Raw genomic sequence first — 15,845 nt, 5'->3', positions numbered from 1 at the left:
AGTACGCACCCTCGTATCACCGCCGTACGTACCCTCGTATCACCGGACCGAGCCGAGGAACGCGCGCGTGCGTTCGTGCGCGGGCGACTCCAGGAGCTCGTCCGCCGGGCCCGACTCCACGATCCGGCCCCGGTCGAACATCAGGATCCGGTCGGAGACGTCCCGCGCGAAGCCCATCTCGTGCGTCACGCACAGCAGGGTGATGTCGGTGGAGCGGGCGATGTCCCGCAGCACGTCGAGCACCTCCGCCACCAGCTCCGGATCGAGCGCGGACGTCACCTCGTCGAGGAGCAGGATCCCCGGCCGCATCGCGAGGGCGCGGGCGATGGCCACGCGCTGCTGCTGGCCGCCGGAGAGCCGGGTCGGCCGCGCGTCGGCCCGGTCGCCGAGCCCGACCAGGTCGAGCAGGTCCCGCGCCCGGCGGTCCGCCTCCTCCCGGCTCTCGCCGAGCACGTGGACGGGCGCCTCGACGATGTTCTCCAGGACGCTCATGTGCGGGAAGAGGTTGAACTGCTGGAACACCATGCCGATCCGCCGTCGGCGCACCGCCAGATGGCGCTCGCTCGCCGGCACCAGCTTCCCGCCCGCCCCTCCCGGCATGTGCGAGAACGGCTCCCCGTCCACGTGGATGACGCCGTCGGTGACCCGCTCCAGTGTCATGAGCAGCCGGAGGATCGTGGTCTTCCCGGAGCCGCTCGGGCCGATCAGCGTCACGCGTTCCCCGTGCCCGACCTCCAGGTCGAGGCCGTCGAGCACGGTGTGGTCCCCGTACCGTTTGGTGACCCGGTCGAAGCGGACCGCGGGACGGTCCCGTTCCTCAGTGCGCAAGGCGTGTCTCCAGTCGTCGTACCAGCACGGACGTGGGCCAGCTCGCGAGCAGGAACACCGCGGCGGCCAGGGTGAAGCTCTCCAGATAGGCGAAGTGCGTACTGCCGAAGGTGTTCGCCTCGTGGACCATCTCGTGCACGGTGATCACCGAGAGCAGCGGCGTCTCCTTGAACATGGACACCGCGTAGTTGCCGAGCGGCGGCAGCACGTTCCGTACGGCCTGCGGCAGCACCACCGCCCGCCACACCCTCCGGCGCGGCAGCGACAGCGCCGTGCAGGCCTCCCACTGCCCGCGCGGAACGGCGTCGATGCCCGTCCGGTACACCTCCGACAGGTACGTGGCGTAGTGCGTGCCCAGCACCAGGACGCCGAGCACCGGCGCGTCGAGCGCGGGCAGCAGCACCCAGGCCGCGAACAGCTGCACCAGGAGCGGTGTCGAGCGGACGAACGCGGCCGCCCCGCGCACCGGAAGCGCCAGCCACCGGGGGCCCGCCCGCTGGGCGAGGGCGAGGACGAGCCCGAGGACCATCGCGACGGCGAACGCCGGCACGGTCGCCAGGACCGTGACGCCGAACCCCTCCAGTACGGCGGGCAGCGCGGCCCGGGCCGCCTCCCCGTCCCACATCAGACACCGCCTTCCTGCCCGAGCCGGGCCTTCGCCGCCCGCTCCAGGGCGTTCATGAGGAGGCTCAGCACGACGGCCATGCCGAAGTAGAGCCCGAGGAGCAGCAGGTACGAGGCGGCCGTCGCGCCCGTCGCCGAGCGCAACTGGTCGATCTGGAAGGTGAGATCGGAGACCGTGACCAGGGAGAGCAGCGGTGTCGCCTTCAGGAGCTGGACGAGCAGGTTCTTGAACGGCGCGACCATCAGGGCGTGCGCCTGCGGCAGGACGACCCGCCGCATGCGCAGCCCGGCCCCCATGCCGAGCGCGATCCCCGCCTCGGTCTGGGCGCGGGGGACCGCCGCCACCGCGCCCCGCACCACCTCGGCGCCGTACGCCCCGTAGTTGAGGCCGAGCGCGAGCACCGCGCAGGCGAGCGGTTCGAGCCGGAAGCCGACCATCGGCAGTGCGAAGAACAGCCAGAACAGCTGCACGTACAGCGAGGTCCCCCGGAAGAACTCCACGACGAGGCGCGCCGCGCCGCGCACCGGCAGCCGCGCCGACCGGGACAGCAGCCCGAGGACGTACGCGAGGAGCAGGGCGAGCGCGGCGCCGAGCACCGTGGCCTCGACCGTGACGAGGAGACCCTCGGCGAGCCGGGGCAGCGCGCGCCGCAACTCGGGCAGGAAGCCGGCGGCGACGGGCAGGGAGCCGGGCCCGGCGGGCTGCGCGCCGGCCCCGACGGACAGGACGTCAGTCACGCCACGCGCCCCTCACCCGGCACACAGGTCGGCCGTCCGCAGCGACCGGGGCGGCACCTCGCGCGCGGTGAAGCCGTACTTCCCGAGGAGCCCGACGAACCGCTCCGGGGAGCCGGTGATCTTCAGGAGCTCCCGGTCGAAGGCGTCCCTGAGTCCGCTCGCCCCGGGCCGGAACACCGCTCCGCCCGCGCCGAGCTGTTGTACGCCGCCGACCACCGGCACGAACGCCTCGCCCACCTCCACCGGCGCGCCCGCGTTCGTCCGGGCGAGCCAGCGCAGCGAGATCGCGGTCAGCGCGAAGGCGTCGATCCGGCCGGCCAGGAGGGCGTCGAGCCCGTCCTGCTGCTTGGCGAGCGTCTTCACCGATCCGTCCGGTACGCCCGCCGCCTTGGCGTAGGACGCCTCCACGGCCGCGGTCAGCACCCCGACGGTGGCGCCCTTCGCCGCGCAGGACTTCAGGTCGCTCACCCCCTTCGGGTTGCCCTTGCGGACCATGAGGGCGGTGGGGGAGACGAACTCCGGCTCGGAGAAGATCACCTTGGCGCAGCGCTCGGGCGTGATCGACATGCCGGCGCTCACCACGTCGAAGCGGCCGGCGAGCAGTCCGGGGATCAGTGCGCCGAACTCCGTGAGCGTCGGGCGCAGTTCGCGCACGCCGAGCGCGGTGAATATCTCGCGGTGGAGGGTCGGGGCCTCGCCGGCCGGCTCGCCGCCGTCCTGGAAGCCGTACGGCGCCTCACCGGCGAAGCCGACCCGCACGAAGCCCTGCTCCCGCAGGTTCGCGAGGAGTTTCCCGTCGTCCGCCGGCGCTCCCGTCCCGGCCTGGGTGCGGGTGCACGCGGTGAGCGGCCCGGCCGCCAGGGCGAGACCGCCGAGGAGCGAGGCTCTGGCGAGGAAGCGGCGGCGGTCGAGCGGCGCGGAGCCGGTCATGCCAGGTCCTCCGGGCGGGCGGCGATGAAGGAGGGGCGGCGCACCGGGGCGGCGAAGGGTGCCTCGGGGGCGTTCTCGACGCTGTTGAAGACGAGGAACACGTTGCTCCGCGGGTACGGGGTGATGTTGTCGCCGGAGCCGTGCAGGGCGTTGCAGTCGAACCAGGTGGCCGATCCCGCCGGGCCGGTGAAGTGCCGGATGCCGCAGGCGTCGGCGAAGGTGGTGAGCGCCTCGTGGGACGGGGTCCCGGCGTCCTGCATCCGCAGCGACTGCTTGTAGTTGTCCTTGGGCGTCTCGCCCGCGCAGCCCAGGAAGGTGCGGTGCGAGCCCGGCATGATCATCAGGCTGCCGTTGGTGGTGTGGTTCGGGGTGAGCGCGATCGACACCGACACGGTCCGCATCTGGGGCAGACCGTCCTCGGCGTGCCAGGTCTCGAAGTCGGAGTGCCAGTAGAAGCCGCTGGCGCCGAAGCCGGGCTTGACGTTGACCCGGGACTGATGGACGTAGACGTCGGAGCCGAGGATCTGCCGGGCCCGCCCGACGATCCTCGGGTCCTCGGCCAGCCGGCGGAAGACCTCGCTGATCCGGTGCACCTCGAAGACGGAGCGGATCTCCTGGGAGCGGGGCTCGACGACGGCCCGCTCGTCCGCCCGTACGGCGGGGTCGGCGACGAGCCGGTCCAGCTCGGCGCGGAGCCCGTCGACCTCGTCCGGGGTGACGAGCTCGTCCACCGTGACGAAGCCGTCGCGGTCGTACTCCTCCAGTTCCCTGGCCCAGAAGGGGCCGGGCGTGCCGGGCTCGGACCACACGACGGGGTCCTTGCGGCCGATGAGCTCCTCCCGGGAGCCGCGGGTGGGGTAGAGGTCGACGGGACGGGTGGGTGCGGAGGCCATGGGGCGGGATGCCTTCCTTTCGCGTACGGATGTCGTCGGTGCGCGGGCCGCTCTCGGGCCCGGCCGGGTGGGGCTCGTGGTGGTCCCGGGCGGGTCTCAGGCCTGGCCGGGTTCGGATTCGGGCTCGGAGAGGAGGGGGTAGACGCCGTTCTCGTCGTGGTCCTCGCGCCCGGTGACGGGCGGGTTGAAGACGCACAGGCAGCGGAAGTCCCGCTTGACCTTGAGGGTGTGGCGCTCGTGCCCGTCGAGCAGGTACATCGTTCCGGGCAGGATCGTGTACGTGCGCCCGGTCTCGTGGTCGGTGAGCTCGGCCTCGCCGGCGGTGCAGACGACGGCCTCGACGTGGTGGGCGTACCACATGGAGGTCTCGGTGCCGGCGTACAGCACCGTCTCGTGGAGGGAGAAGCCGACCCGCTCGCGGGCGAGGACGATGCGCTTGCTCTCCCAGGTCCCGGACGCGGCCCTCACATGCCGCTCGGTGTTCTCCAGCTCGTCGAAGGTACGGACGATCATGGCGATGGCCTTTCGGGTGGTTCTGTCGGTGCGGTCTCAGGCGGAGTGGCGTACGGAGCGGGCCAGCATGCCGAGTCCCTCGTCGAGTTCGTCGTCCGTCGCGGTCAGCGGCGGCAGCAGCTTGACCACCTCGCCGCGCGGCCCCGAGGTCTCCAGGAGCAGACCGATCTCGAAGGCCCGCCGGCACACGGCCGCGGCACGCTCCCCGTCGGCGAACTCCAGGCCCCACACGAGGCCGCGTCCGCGCACGGCCAGGCCGGAGCGGGCGTCGTCGCCGCACAGGTCGAGGAGGGCGCGCTCGATCCGGTCGGCCCGGTTCAGGGTGCGTTCGCGCAGGGTGCCGTCGCGCCAATACGCGTCGAGGGCTGCGGTGGCGGTGACGAAGGCGGGGTTGTTGCCGCGGAAGGTGCCGTTGTGCTCGCCGGGCTCCCACAGGTCGAGCTCCGGCCGGAAGAGGCAGAGGGACATGGGCAGGCCGTAGCCGCTGATGGACTTGGACAGGGTGACGATGTCGGGCGTGATGCCGGCCTCCTCGAAGGAGAAGAAGTCGCCGGTGCGCCCGCAGCCCATCTGGATGTCGTCGACGATGAGGAGCATCTCGTGCCGGCGGCAGAGTTCCGCCAGCGCGCGCAGCCATTCGGCCCGCGCGACGTTGATGCCGCCCTCGCCCTGGACGGTCTCGACGATCACGGCCGCCGGGTGGTCGAGGCCGGATCCCGCGTCGTCCAGGAGCCGTTCGAACCAGAGGAAGTCGGTGACCTGCCCGTCGAGGTAGTCGTCGAAGGGCATCCGGGCGGCGTGGTGGAGCGGGACGCCCGCTCCGGCGCGCTTGGCGGCGTTGCCGGTGACGGCCAGCGAGCCGAGCGACATGCCGTGGAAGGCGTTGGTGAAGGAGACGACGGTCTGGCGTCCGGTGACCTTGCGGGCGAGTTTGAGGGCGGCCTCCACGGCGTTGGTGCCGGTGGGGCCGGGGAACATCACCTTGTAGGGCAGGGCGCGGGGTTCGAGGACCGTCGAGCGGAAGGTCTCCAGGAAGGCGCGTTTGGCGGTCGTCGACATGTCGAGGCCGTGGGTGATGCCGTCGTCGGCGAGGTAGTCGAGGAGGGCGCGCTTGAGCACCGGGTTGTTGTGGCCGTAGTTGAGCGAGCCCGCCCCGGCGAAGAAGTCCAGGTACGGACGCCCGTCCTCGTCGTACAGCCGGCTCCCGCTGGCGCGCTCGAAGACGACGGGCCAGGCACGGCAGTAGCTGCGGACCTCGGATTCGACGGTCTCGAAGACGGAGGGGGCGGCGATGTCGGTCAGGGTCACGAGGTCTCTTCTCCAGGGTGTGGTGCGGGGAGTCGTGCGGGGCCGGGGGCGCCGGGGTCGGCTCAGGACGCAGGGGGCGCGAGGGGGCCGATGCGGTAGAGCACCTCGGCCTCGTGTCCCGCCACGGGGAAGGAGGCGGACGGGAAGAGGACCTCGCGTGTGAGGTCCGCGCCGTGCCGGCGGGCGTAGGACCGGAAGAGCCGGTCGGACGCCAGGTTTCCCGGTGTGACGGTCGCCTCCACCCGGTCGAGTCCGTGCTCGGCCGCCACGCGGGCGGACAGAGCGTCGAGCAGGGTCCCGGCTACCCCGCTTCCGCGGTGCGAACCCTCCACGGCGACCTGCCAGACGAAGAGCGTCCCGGGCGCGTCGGGCCGCAGATAGCCGGTGACGAAGCCGACCGGTCGTCCGGAGGCGTCACGGGCGACGGCGGTCGTGTCGGCGAAGTCGCGGCACCACAGCAGGTAGCTGTACGGGGAGTTGAGGTCGAGTTCTCCCGAGCCGCGGGCGATCCGCCAGAGGTCGGCGCCGTCCGCGATCTCGGCCGGTCCGACGGAGAGGCCGCCGACCTGGGATTTCTGGGGGGCAGTGGTCATGGGCGCCGAAGCTACCGAGCGGGCCGCGGAACTTCCTGGGCCGGAGGGCTTGTTCGGCCCCGCTGGGACGTGATAGGTGCGTCGGTTGCCTTCGTGGAGGGATTGTCCACAAGGACACGCGATGAAGAGGGTCGAAAGCGTGCAAACTACCCGTTTATAACGGCTGGGTAACGTCTCCGGGTGGTTTGATGTGATCTCTCAAGAACGTGAGAACATCCGGGACTGCCCGTTTGAAGCCGCCGGAAACGGGGAGCCGGGCCGGGTGCGATGCACCCGGCCCGGCTCCGTCACTCGTGTGGCGCCCGGACTACCAGATCGCCTCGATCCACTCCGGGTGGTCGATGAACGGGTTCCGGTTGTGCTGGTAGGTGGTGTAGATGACGTCGTTGCGACGCTCCTCGAAGGCGCTCGGCGGGTCCTGCTCGTTCCACTGCTTCAGGATCGCGAGGCGGCCGTGGAAGGGCACGCTGCCGTTGGTGGAGGACTCGTTGGGCTCCAGGTTCGGCCAGCCGTCGTCGCCCTCGTAGCGGACGGCCATGTACAGGATCATGCGGGCCACGTCGCCCTTGTCCGCGTCGCGCGGCTCGAAGGAGTCGCTGTCCGTGTAGCTGCCCGGCGCGCCGCTGACCGCGCTGCCGCCGTTGTCCCAGTCCTTGTTGCCGCGGGTGCTGTTGACCTGCACGTCACAGGCGCGCAGATGGTGCAGGTCGGTGCCGGGGCCGGCCGAGGTGCCGAAGTTGCCGTGGGACTGCGCCCAGGTGTGCTCGCGGTTCCAGTCGCCCACGGAGCCGCCGTTGAGGGACTTGCTGCGCGAGACGCCGCTGTAGAGCAGGATCACGTTGCCGGTGTTGTTCGGGTCCTGGTCGGTCACCTTCAGCGCGTTCCAGACCGCGTCGTACGAGATCTTGTTCTGGCTGCTGATGATGGTGTGCAGCGAGGACTTGAGGCTCGTGCCGGTCTTGCCGATCGCGTCCTTGTAGTACGTGGAGTCGTACGCGGTGGTCGTGGCGCTCGCGGGAGTCGCGGTGACCGCGGGGAGCGTGATGCCGACGAGGGCGGTGGCGACGGCCGCCGCCCACATCTTCCATCTGCCGATCCGCACAACGGACATGGGGGGCCCTTTCCCGGGGACGGCACGCGTGGGACCGCGGGCGCGGCTCGACGCCCCTGTGGTCTACGCGTGTTGACTACGTGTCACCGGGAGGGTGGCACACGTCAGGTACCTGTCATGTAACGGGCAGGGGGCTGTTCCATGACGTTCTCGCATACGGCGGAACCGGGAGCCTCAGGCGCCCCGGACGTCCACCGGCATCCCCTTCGGCTCCTTGATCCGCTTCATGATGATCTGCGAATTGACCTCGGTGACCCCGGCGAGGGTCGTCAGCCGCTCGATCCACAGCCGCTCGTACGCCGCCAGGTCGGCCACCGCGATCCGCAGCAGGCAGCCGGGGCTCCCGAACAGCCGGTACGCCTCGATCACGTCCGGCACGTCCTGGAGCGCCTCCTCGAAGGCCTCCACCGTCTCCCGGTCCCGGCGCACCTCCACCGAGACGAGGACCTCGAAGCCGCGCCCCACCGCCTCCGGGTCGATGATCGCCCGGTAGCCCTGGATCACCCCGTCCTGCTCCAGCTGGCGCACGCGGCGCAGACAGGGGGAGGGGCTGAGACCGACCCGCTGGGCCAGCTCCTGGTTGCTCAGCCGGCCGTCGTTCTGAAGCTCGCGCAAGATGTGGAGATCAATCCGGTCCATGGCGCAATTATCTACCACGGTGCAACACGGCAGGGGCGGATTTCGCAATCGCCTTGCGCGCCTCCTGTCCTATCGTTGCGGACGCAGGAGATATGGGTACGGAGTAAGGACGGCAGGCATGAAGCGGACGCACGACGGGGGAGCACGCCGGATCGTCGTCATCAGCACCGGCGGCACGATCGCCAGCCGCTGGCAGGGCACCGGCTACGCGGCCGACGCCTCCGGGAACGACGTCCTGGCCACCGCCCCCCTGCCCGAGGGCGTCACCGTCGAGGTCGTCGACCTGTTCAACGTGAACAGCTCCCGCATGACCTCGGCCCACCAGCTCGCCCTGCTCCGCACGGTCCACGAGACCTTCGCCGACCCCGGCGTCGACGGCATCGTCGTCACCCACGGCACCGACACCCTGGAGGAGACGGCCTTCCTCCTGGACCTGCACCACTCCGACTCCCGCCCGGTCGTCCTCACCGGCGCCCAGCGCCCCTTCGGCACCGGCGACGGCGACGGCCCCGGCAACCTCTACGACGCGCTCCAGGTCGCCGCGAGCGTCCGCGACCTCGGCGTCCTCGTCGTCTTCGACGGGCGCGTCCACGCCGCGCGCGGCACGGTGAAGACCCAGACCCTCGCCGCCGACGCCTTCTCCGACCCCTCCGCCGAGCGCCTCGGCCGCGTCGGGTTCTCCCGCGTCGACATCGAGCGGCAGCCGGAGCGCCCCGCCCCGCTGCCCCTGCCGGCCGCCGCGCGGACCGCGGACCCCGGGGCCACCGGCCCCGACGCCACCCCGCTGCCCCGGGTCGACATCATCACGCACCACTCCGACGGCGACCCCTTCCTCCTGAACGCCGCCGTCTCCGCCGGCGCCCGCGGCATCGTCCTCGTCGCCACCGGCGCGGGCAACGCCACCCCCGAGATCGCCGCCGCTGTCGCGGACGCGGTCGCCCAGGGCGTCCTCGTCGCCGTCACCACCCGGGTCCCCGCAGGGCCGCTGGCCGAGATATACACCGGCGGCGGCGCGGTCGACCTCGTCGCCTCCGGAGCCCTCCTCACCGGCACCCTCCGGGCCGGCCAGGCCCGGATCGCCCTGCTCGCCACGCTCCTAGCCGAGGGCACCGGCGGTGCGGGCGACCCCGCCCGCAGCACCGCCCTCCTGCGCCGCCTCCTCGAAGGACCGGTCCGCGACGAACCGGCCCTCGCCACCGGCCACTCCCGGTCCGCCTCGGCGGTCGCCGCCCGCGTCTGACGACGCCCCCAGAACCCCGGCTCGCGGACGGAGCCTCCCCCCGCCCGCCCGCGAGCCGGAATCAACCCCCTCCACCGGCGCCCCGCGCCCGCCGGGCCCGCCCGGTGGCTTCGCCGTGCCCGGAAACGGCCGCCGACGCCGTACGCGCACGCGTGGTCGCGGCCGAGCGCTCCCGGCGCCCACGCAGGCCCCGCACCGCCGTGCGTACACCCACCCTCCCCACCCTCCCCAAGGACGGCCCTTCATGGCTCCCGCACCGGCCCCGCACGACCTCCCCGTCCGTAGCGAGCACGATCTGCTCGGCGACCGGGACGTCCCCGCCGACGCCTACTGGGGCGTCCACACGCTGCGCGCCACCGAGAACTTCGCCATCACCGGTACGCCCATCTCGGTCTACCCGCTCCTGATCGACGCGCTCGCCGCCGTCAAGGAGGCCGCCGCCCGCGCCAACGAGGAGCTCGGCCTGCTCCCCGCCGACAAGGCCGACGCGATCGCCGGAGCCTGCCGGGAGATCCGTACGGGACGGCTCCACGACCAGTTCGTCGTGGACGTCGTCCAGGGCGGCGCCGGCACCTCCACCAACATGAACGCCAACGAGGTCGTCGCCAACCGGGCCCTGGAGCTCCTCGGCCACGCCAAGGGCGAGTACGCCCACCTCCACCCCAACGAGGACGTCAACCTCGGCCAGTCCACCAACGACGTCTACCCGACCGCGATCCGCATCGCGGCGATCGGCGCCGCCCGCGAGCTGCTGAAGGCCATGGCCGTCCTCCAGGACGCCTTCGCCGCCAAGGCCCTGGAGTTCCGCGAGGTCGTGAAGATGGGCCGCACCCAGCTCCAGGACGCGGTGCCCATGACGCTGGGCCAGGAGTTCTCCACGTACGCCGTGATGCTGGAGGAGGACCGCGGCCGGCTCGCCGAGGCGATCGAGCTCATCCACGAGATCAACCTCGGGGCCACCGCCATCGGCACCGGCCTCAACGCCGCCCCCGGCTACGCCGAGACCGCCCGCCGCAACCTCGCCGAGCTCACCGGCCTGCCGCTCGTGACCTCCGCCAACCTCATCGAGGCCACCCAGGACTGCGGCGCCTTCGTCCAGCTCTCCGGCGTCCTCAAGCGGATCGCGGTCAAGCTCTCCAAGACGTGCAACGACCTGCGGCTGCTCTCCTCGGGGCCGCGCGCGGGCCTCGGCGAGATCAACCTGCCGCCGGTGCAGGCCGGTTCCAGCATCATGCCCGGCAAGGTCAACCCGGTGATCCCCGAGGTCGTCAACCAGGTCGCCTTCGAGGTGATCGGCAACGACATCACCATCACCATGGCGGCCGAGGCGGGTCAGCTCCAGCTCAACGCCTTCGAGCCGGTCATCTTCCACGCCCTCTCGAAGAGCCTGCTCTCCCTGCGCGCCGCCTGCCTCACCCTGGCCGAGCGCTGTGTCGACGGCATCACCGCGAACACCGAGGCGCTCCGCGCGGCCGTGGAGAACTCCATCGGCCTCGCGACCGCGCTCAACCCGCACCTCGGTTACACCGCGGCCACCGCCATCGCCCAGGAGGCGCTCGCCACCGGCCGCGGGGTCGTCGAACTCACCGTGGAGAAGGGCCTGCTGCCCGCCCACCGCCTCGCCGAACTCCTCACCCCGGAGCGCCTCACCGGCGCCCCGGGCCCCGCCACCGTCTGACGCGGCGTCCGGTACGGTGACGGGCCCCGCGCCCGTCACCCACCAGGAGCCGCCGCATGTCCGCCCACGCCCGCGAGGACACCGGCCACGAGAGCGCCCGCCGCGTCGTGCGGATCGTCCACGAGACGCTCGGCGCGGACGCGGTCCTCGGCGCCTGCCTCCACGGTTCCGCCGTCCTCGGCGGCCTGCGCCCCACCAGCGACGTGGACGTCCTCGTCGCCCTGACCCGCCCCACCACCGAGGGCGAGCGCCGCGCCCTCACCGACGCCCTGCTCGCCGTCTCGGGCGAGCGGGCGTACGAGGGCCCCGCGCGGCCCGTCGAACTGAGCCTGGTCGTTCACACCGAGGTGCGGCCCTGGCGCCATCCGCCGGTCTGCGAGTACCTGTACGGGGAGTGGCTGCGCGAGGACTTCGAGCGGGGCCTCACGCCCGCGCCCGCCCCCTGCCCCGACCTCGCCCCGCTCCTCACCATGGCCCGCACCGGTGACCTGTCCCTGTACGGCCCCCGTCCGTCCGTGCTCTTCGACCCGGTTCCGGAGGCCGATCTGCGGGCCGCGATCGTCGCGGGCGTCCCCGGACTGCTCGCCGACCTCGACGGCGACACCCGCAACGTGCTGCTCACCCTGGCCCGGATCCTCACCACCCTGCGCACCGGCCGGATCCGTTCGAAGGACGGGGCGGCGGACCTGCTCCTCGGCGAGCTGCCCGAGGAGCACCGACCGGTGCTGGCCACCGCCCGGGACCAGTACCTGGCGGGGGAGTTCGGAGAATGGGACGAACTGCTGCCCGCGGCGCGGGCCCACGCCGCGCACGTAGCACAGGCGATCAAGAGGGCGTCTCCGGCCGGAAGTTACCCGCGAGTTTCTCGTGACTTCCTCGATGACCGGTCGTAGAACATGTTCCCATTCACTCGCGAGTGAGGAAGATCACATGAGTGAACACCCCTCGTCCTCCCAGGGAATTCACGGGGTCAGCCGCCGCCGTTTTCTCACGGGAACAGGTTCTGTTCTCGGTGCCGCCGCCCTCGCCGGCACGATCACGGCCCCCGCCCGCGCCGAAGTCCCCGGCCTGAACTGCACCCCCATCGCCGACGGCTCCCAGGTGCGTGCCCTCGTCATCGGCACCGGCTACGGCGGCTCCGTCGCCGCCCTGCGGCTCGCCCGCGCCGGCGTCGACGTCCACATGATCGAGATGGGCATGGCCTGGGACACCCCCGGACCCGACGGCAAGATCTTCGCCAACACCACCAAGCCCGACTACCGCTCCTTCTGGCTGCGGACCCGCACCAAGCAGCCGCTGAGCCAGTTCCTCGGCTTCCCGCTCGACAAGGACGTGCCGGTGCACACCGGCATCCTCGACGCGGAGGACTTCGCCGGCATCACCGTCTACCAGGGGCGTGGTGTCGGCGGAGGCTCCCTCGTCAACGGCGGCATGGCCGTCACCCCGCTCCGGGAGCGCTTCCCGGCGATCCTCCCCACCGTCGACCCGGCCGAGATGTACTCCACCTACTACCCGCGCGCCAACGCGGGCCTCGGCGTCACCTCGGTGGACGTGAACTGGTGGGAGAGCCAGGACTGTTACCAGTACGCGCGCGTGGGACGCAAGCACGCCGAGCGCTCCGGCTTCCCCTTCGTCTTCGTGCCCAACGTCTACGACTGGGACTACATGAAGCAGGAGGCCGCCGGCACGGTCCAGAAGTCCGCCCTGGCGGGCGAGGTCATCTACGGCAACAACGCCGGCAAGAAGAGCCTCCAGAAGACCTACCTCGCCCAGGCCGCCGCCACCGGCCGCGTGAGCGTCTCCCCGCTCCACCGGGTGACCTCCGTCAGCCCCGCGGCCGCGGGCGGCTACACCGTGGTCATCGACCAGATCGACACCACCGGCGCCACCCTCGTCACCAAGACCGTCCGCGCCGACCGGGTCTTCTTCGCCGCCGGCAGCGTCGGCACCAGCAAGCTCCTCACCCGGCTCAAGGCCACCGGCGCCCTGCCCGCCCTCAACGACGAGATCGGCAAGGGCTGGGGCGACAACGGCAACGTCATGTGCGGGCGCGCCAACCACATGTGGGACCCCACCGGGACCCTCCAGTCCTCCATGCCCACCGCCGGCATCGACAACTGGAACGCCGGCGGGGCCTTCGCCGAGGTCGCCCCGCTGCCCACCGGCATCGAGACCTACGCCTCGTTCTACCTCTCCATCACCCGCACCCCGCGCCGTGCCGAGTTCAGCTGGAACCCGACCACCGGCAAGGTCGACCTGAGCTGGGACCGGGCCTGGAAGCAGACGTCCATCGACATGGCGAAGTCCATCTTCGACAAGATCAACAGCAAGGAGGGCACGATCTACCGCACCGACCTCTTCGGCGCGTACAAGATCTGGGGCGACCACCTCACCTACCACCCGCTCGGCGGCGCGGTCCTGGGGCGGGCGACCGACAACTACGGCCGACTCCACGGCTACTCCGGCCTCTACGCCATCGACGGGTCCCTGATCCCCGGCAACACCAGCGTCAACCCGTTCGTCACCATCACGGCCCTCGCCGAACGCAACATCGAACGGATCGTCGCCGAGGACTTCTGACGGGAAGCGGAAGGGCCGGCCGGGGAGTCCCGGCCGGCCCTTCCGGGCACCGACCTCAGTGCGTCGGCAGCACACACACCTCGTCGAGGCCGAGGACCCGGTTGAGCCGACCGAACGCCAGCCACGACCCCAGGCTCATCGTCAGCTCCACGATCTCCGCCTGGCTGTAGCGGGCCGTCATCCGCGCCCAGAACTCCTCGTCGAGGCCGTGGTGGTCGAGCGCGTACCGCTCCGCGTACTCGGCCGCGAGCCGCGTCCGCTCGTCGAAGGCCTCCGAGACCTCCGTCTCGCGCCACGCCGCGACGAGTTCGTCGAAGCCCTCCTCGACCTTCTCCCCGTCCCGGTCGGTACGCCAGTCCAGACAGAAGCCGCAGCCGTTGATCTGCGCGATCCTCAGCCGCGCCGCCTCGAACTCGCGCAGCCCCAGGGTCGTGTGCGCGTACACCGACAGCGAGAAGTTCGCCGCCGCCGTCCCGATCTCCGGGACCATGTCGCCCCACACGTACCCGATCGGCTCCTGGCCCTCGGGAATGTCGATGATCACCGTGGTCTCCTTCCCAGCTTCCCGACCGCCGGCCGCAGCGGCACGTCCAGCGCGTCGTACAGTCCCGGCTCGGCCGCCGCCAGCCACTCGATCGCCCCGACGAGCCGGCCCACCGCCGTGGCGTTCCCGCCCGCCGAACGGTTCTCGCCCTCGTCGGTCGCCGCCACCGTCACCTCGATGCGGGGGCTCCCCTCGACGATCACCCGGTGCGCGCCCGCCCCGTCCGGCGGCACCGGCCAGTCCGGCGCGCAGGAGGGATGGATGCGGGTGACGTGCTCGATCACGATGCGGGGCTCCCCGCCCACGATGCCCTGCACCTCGAAGCGGACCGCGCCCTGCGTCCCCGCCTCGAACACGCCCATCGTCCGCGTCTTCACCGTGGACTCCAGCGGGCGCCGCTCCAGCGTCTCGCGGATCTCGTCGAGCTCGGCCCCGAGCGCCCGGGCCATCAGCCGTATCTGCCCGCCCCAGACCATCGTCGGCACCGAGGGCCACAGCATGGGCGGCTCGTACTCCATCGGCCGGCCCATGCCCACCAGCTCGCGGACCGACTCCTCCTGCTCGTACGTCGAGTAGTCGAAGATCTCCTGACAGCGGATCACGTCCACCGTGGCGGCGAGGCCGCTCACCAGGAGCGGCAGCACGTCGTTGCCCCAGCCCGGGTCGACGCCCGACACGAAGAGCGAACCGCCGCCCTCCGCCACCGCCGCGAGCACCGGGTCCCGGAACTCGGGCGGCGCGTTCCGCTGGTCGTACAGCGGATACAGGGCGGGTGTCACCACCACCGCGCCCGCCGCCACCGCCCGCGCCACGTCGGCGAGCGCCCCGTCGGGCCGGGTGTCGCCGGAGGCCGCGTACACCACCGCCCCCGGCCGCCCGTCGAGCACCGCGCCGACGTCGTCGCCGGCCGACACCCCGAGATCGCGGCCGAGCCCCGCGAGGCGTCCCGCGTCCCGGCCCACCTTCGCCGGATCGGACACGAGCACGGCCGCGAGCTCGAGCCCCGGATGGGCGTCCACGGCGCGAATGGCCGCGCGCCCGACATTTCCGGTACCCCACACCACCGTCCGAATCATGCGCGGAGGGTAGCGCCGGGCCCCGAAGGTTCCCAGACCCGTGACACGATGTTCTGACGGATCGTCAGAAATGGTCGTCCGTCAGGCCAGCCGCAGCGCCACGAACGGAATCGTGTCACCCGGGAGCACGTACCGCTCCACCTCCACGAAGCCGCGCGCGAGCGCGAACCGCAGCCCCTCCTCGTTCGAGGCGAGGACCACGGTCTCCACGCCCTCGTCGCTCAGCGTCCGCGCGTGCGCCAGCCCCCGCTCGTACAGCGCGGTCCCGAACCCCCGCCCCCGGTACTCCGGCAGCGTCCGCGCGATCACGGTCGCCGCCGGGGTCTCCTCGTCCGGCGGACGCACCGTCGAACAGCCCACCGCCACCTCCCCGAGGTACGCGACGTCCAGCCGGTTCCGGCCGGCCCGCTCCCGCACCTCCTCGGGGGAGAGCACCGCCGTCGGGATGATCGTGTTGTGCACGGCCCGCCAGTCGGCGAGCTGCCGCTCGGTCCGCGCCCGTTCGATACGAAGATCACTCATCCCGGCAGAAAAGCGCGCCTGCCGCGAC

General features: G+C 71.9%; 17 protein-coding genes. 4 read left to right on the top strand and 13 right to left on the bottom strand.

Annotation, left to right across the window (positions count from 1 at the left end; all coding sequences use genetic code 11):
- Nucleotides 1–39: 39 nt before the first annotated feature.
- The 10 genes from ehuA to AB5J54_RS03455 form a co-directional block, all read right to left on the bottom strand.
- Nucleotides 40–828: an ectoine/hydroxyectoine ABC transporter ATP-binding protein EhuA gene (gene ehuA, locus AB5J54_RS03500; protein ID WP_369142382.1), complete on the bottom strand. Its 789-nt coding sequence runs from the start codon at nucleotides 826–828 to the stop codon at nucleotides 40–42.
- Nucleotides 818–1,453, bottom strand: coding sequence for an ectoine/hydroxyectoine ABC transporter permease subunit EhuD (gene ehuD, locus AB5J54_RS03495; RefSeq protein WP_369142381.1), 636 nt, complete (start codon nucleotides 1,451–1,453; stop codon nucleotides 818–820). The genes ehuA and ehuD overlap by 11 nt, the downstream gene beginning before the upstream one ends.
- Complete coding sequence (gene ehuC, locus AB5J54_RS03490; protein ID WP_369149201.1) at nucleotides 1,453–2,115, bottom strand: ectoine/hydroxyectoine ABC transporter permease subunit EhuC; 663 nt, start codon at nucleotides 2,113–2,115, stop codon at nucleotides 1,453–1,455. The genes ehuD and ehuC overlap by 1 nt, the downstream gene beginning before the upstream one ends.
- Before the next feature lie 87 nt (nucleotides 2,116–2,202).
- Nucleotides 2,203–3,120, bottom strand: coding sequence for an ectoine/hydroxyectoine ABC transporter substrate-binding protein EhuB (ehuB, locus tag AB5J54_RS03485; protein ID WP_369142380.1), 918 nt, complete (start codon nucleotides 3,118–3,120; stop codon nucleotides 2,203–2,205).
- Nucleotides 3,117–4,013, bottom strand: a complete 897-nt coding sequence (thpD, locus tag AB5J54_RS03480; RefSeq protein ID WP_369142379.1) for an ectoine hydroxylase — start codon at nucleotides 4,011–4,013, stop codon at nucleotides 3,117–3,119. Before thpD ends, ehuB begins: the two co-directional genes overlap by 4 nt.
- Before the next feature lie 96 nt (nucleotides 4,014–4,109).
- Nucleotides 4,110–4,526: an ectoine synthase gene (locus AB5J54_RS03475; protein WP_369142378.1), complete on the bottom strand. Its 417-nt coding sequence runs from the start codon at nucleotides 4,524–4,526 to the stop codon at nucleotides 4,110–4,112.
- Nucleotides 4,527–4,562: 36 nt separating this feature from the next.
- Nucleotides 4,563–5,834: a diaminobutyrate--2-oxoglutarate transaminase gene (ectB, locus tag AB5J54_RS03470; protein ID WP_369142377.1), complete on the bottom strand. Its 1,272-nt coding sequence runs from the start codon at nucleotides 5,832–5,834 to the stop codon at nucleotides 4,563–4,565.
- A gap of 62 nt (nucleotides 5,835–5,896) precedes the next feature.
- On the bottom strand, nucleotides 5,897–6,427 hold the full coding sequence (gene ectA / locus AB5J54_RS03465) for a diaminobutyrate acetyltransferase (RefSeq protein WP_369142376.1): 531 nt from the start codon (nucleotides 6,425–6,427) through the stop codon (nucleotides 5,897–5,899).
- 307 nt (nucleotides 6,428–6,734) lie between these two features.
- Complete coding sequence (locus tag AB5J54_RS03460) at nucleotides 6,735–7,538, bottom strand: endonuclease I family protein (protein WP_369142375.1); 804 nt, start codon at nucleotides 7,536–7,538, stop codon at nucleotides 6,735–6,737.
- Nucleotides 7,539–7,712: 174 nt separating this feature from the next.
- Nucleotides 7,713–8,177 carry an Lrp/AsnC family transcriptional regulator gene (locus tag AB5J54_RS03455; RefSeq protein ID WP_024757018.1) on the bottom strand — a complete coding sequence of 155 codons (465 nt, stop codon included), beginning with the start codon at nucleotides 8,175–8,177 and terminating at the stop codon, nucleotides 7,713–7,715.
- Nucleotides 8,178–8,295: 118 nt separating this feature from the next.
- Here AB5J54_RS03455 and AB5J54_RS03450 point away from each other — a divergent pair, with 118 nt between their 5' ends.
- The 4 genes from AB5J54_RS03450 to AB5J54_RS03435 all read left to right on the top strand — a co-directional run bounded on the left by AB5J54_RS03450 (nucleotide 8,296) and on the right by AB5J54_RS03435 (nucleotide 13,675).
- Nucleotides 8,296–9,417 (top strand): asparaginase, encoded by a 1,122-nt coding sequence (locus tag AB5J54_RS03450; protein ID WP_369142374.1) that lies wholly within the window; start codon nucleotides 8,296–8,298, stop codon nucleotides 9,415–9,417.
- 244 nt (nucleotides 9,418–9,661) lie between these two features.
- Complete coding sequence (locus AB5J54_RS03445) at nucleotides 9,662–11,095, top strand: aspartate ammonia-lyase (RefSeq protein WP_369142373.1); 1,434 nt, start codon at nucleotides 9,662–9,664, stop codon at nucleotides 11,093–11,095.
- Nucleotides 11,096–11,151: 56 nt separating this feature from the next.
- On the top strand, nucleotides 11,152–11,988 hold the full coding sequence (locus AB5J54_RS03440; protein WP_369142372.1) for an aminoglycoside adenylyltransferase family protein: 837 nt from the start codon (nucleotides 11,152–11,154) through the stop codon (nucleotides 11,986–11,988).
- A gap of 37 nt (nucleotides 11,989–12,025) precedes the next feature.
- The gene (locus AB5J54_RS03435; RefSeq protein ID WP_369142371.1) at nucleotides 12,026–13,675 is read left to right on the top strand and encodes a GMC oxidoreductase; all 1,650 of its coding nucleotides are present in this window, start codon (nucleotides 12,026–12,028) and stop codon (nucleotides 13,673–13,675) included.
- Between the two features lie 55 nt (nucleotides 13,676–13,730).
- Here AB5J54_RS03435 and AB5J54_RS03430 read toward each other — a convergent pair whose 3' ends face one another.
- The 3 genes from AB5J54_RS03430 to AB5J54_RS03420 form a co-directional block, all read right to left on the bottom strand.
- Nucleotides 13,731–14,219: a carboxymuconolactone decarboxylase family protein gene (locus AB5J54_RS03430; RefSeq protein WP_369142370.1), complete on the bottom strand. Its 489-nt coding sequence runs from the start codon at nucleotides 14,217–14,219 to the stop codon at nucleotides 13,731–13,733.
- Nucleotides 14,216–15,295, bottom strand: a complete 1,080-nt coding sequence (locus AB5J54_RS03425) for a dihydrodipicolinate reductase (RefSeq protein ID WP_369142369.1) — start codon at nucleotides 15,293–15,295, stop codon at nucleotides 14,216–14,218. Before AB5J54_RS03425 ends, AB5J54_RS03430 begins: the two co-directional genes overlap by 4 nt.
- 81 nt (nucleotides 15,296–15,376) lie before the next feature.
- The gene (locus AB5J54_RS03420; protein ID WP_369142368.1) at nucleotides 15,377–15,817 is read right to left on the bottom strand and encodes a GNAT family N-acetyltransferase; all 441 of its coding nucleotides are present in this window, start codon (nucleotides 15,815–15,817) and stop codon (nucleotides 15,377–15,379) included.
- Nucleotides 15,818–15,845 lie beyond the last annotated feature (28 nt).

The organism is Streptomyces sp. R44 (genome assembly GCF_041053105.1).
GTDB lineage: Bacteria > Actinomycetota > Actinomycetes > Streptomycetales > Streptomycetaceae > Streptomyces.
This window is presented reverse-complemented; position numbering and strand designations above follow the sequence as displayed.

What these genes read in the sequence shown, in the direction of transcription:
- ehuD (WP_369142381.1), bottom strand. Translation starts at nt 1,453, where the DNA reads ATGTGGGACGGGGAGGCGGCCCGGGCCGCGCTGCCCGCCGTACTGGAG.
- ehuB (WP_369142380.1), bottom strand. Translation starts at nt 3,120, where the DNA reads ATGACCGGCTCCGCGCCGCTCGACCGCCGCCGCTTCCTCGCCAGAGCC.
- thpD (WP_369142379.1), bottom strand. Translation starts at nt 4,013, where the DNA reads ATGGCCTCCGCACCCACCCGTCCCGTCGACCTCTACCCCACCCGCGGC.
- AB5J54_RS03475 (WP_369142378.1), bottom strand. Translation starts at nt 4,526, where the DNA reads ATGATCGTCCGTACCTTCGACGAGCTGGAGAACACCGAGCGGCATGTG.
- ectA (WP_369142376.1), bottom strand. Translation starts at nt 6,427, where the DNA reads ATGACCACTGCCCCCCAGAAATCCCAGGTCGGCGGCCTCTCCGTCGGA.
- AB5J54_RS03460 (WP_369142375.1), bottom strand. Translation starts at nt 7,538, where the DNA reads ATGTCCGTTGTGCGGATCGGCAGATGGAAGATGTGGGCGGCGGCCGTC.
- AB5J54_RS03455 (WP_024757018.1), bottom strand. Translation starts at nt 8,177, where the DNA reads ATGGACCGGATTGATCTCCACATCTTGCGCGAGCTTCAGAACGACGGC.
- AB5J54_RS03450 (WP_369142374.1), top strand. Translation starts at nt 8,296, where the DNA reads ATGAAGCGGACGCACGACGGGGGAGCACGCCGGATCGTCGTCATCAGC.
- AB5J54_RS03445 (WP_369142373.1), top strand. Translation starts at nt 9,662, where the DNA reads ATGGCTCCCGCACCGGCCCCGCACGACCTCCCCGTCCGTAGCGAGCAC.
- AB5J54_RS03440 (WP_369142372.1), top strand. Translation starts at nt 11,152, where the DNA reads ATGTCCGCCCACGCCCGCGAGGACACCGGCCACGAGAGCGCCCGCCGC.
- AB5J54_RS03435 (WP_369142371.1), top strand. Translation starts at nt 12,026, where the DNA reads ATGAGTGAACACCCCTCGTCCTCCCAGGGAATTCACGGGGTCAGCCGC.
- AB5J54_RS03425 (WP_369142369.1), bottom strand. Translation starts at nt 15,295, where the DNA reads ATGATTCGGACGGTGGTGTGGGGTACCGGAAATGTCGGGCGCGCGGCC.
- AB5J54_RS03420 (WP_369142368.1), bottom strand. Translation starts at nt 15,817, where the DNA reads ATGAGTGATCTTCGTATCGAACGGGCGCGGACCGAGCGGCAGCTCGCC.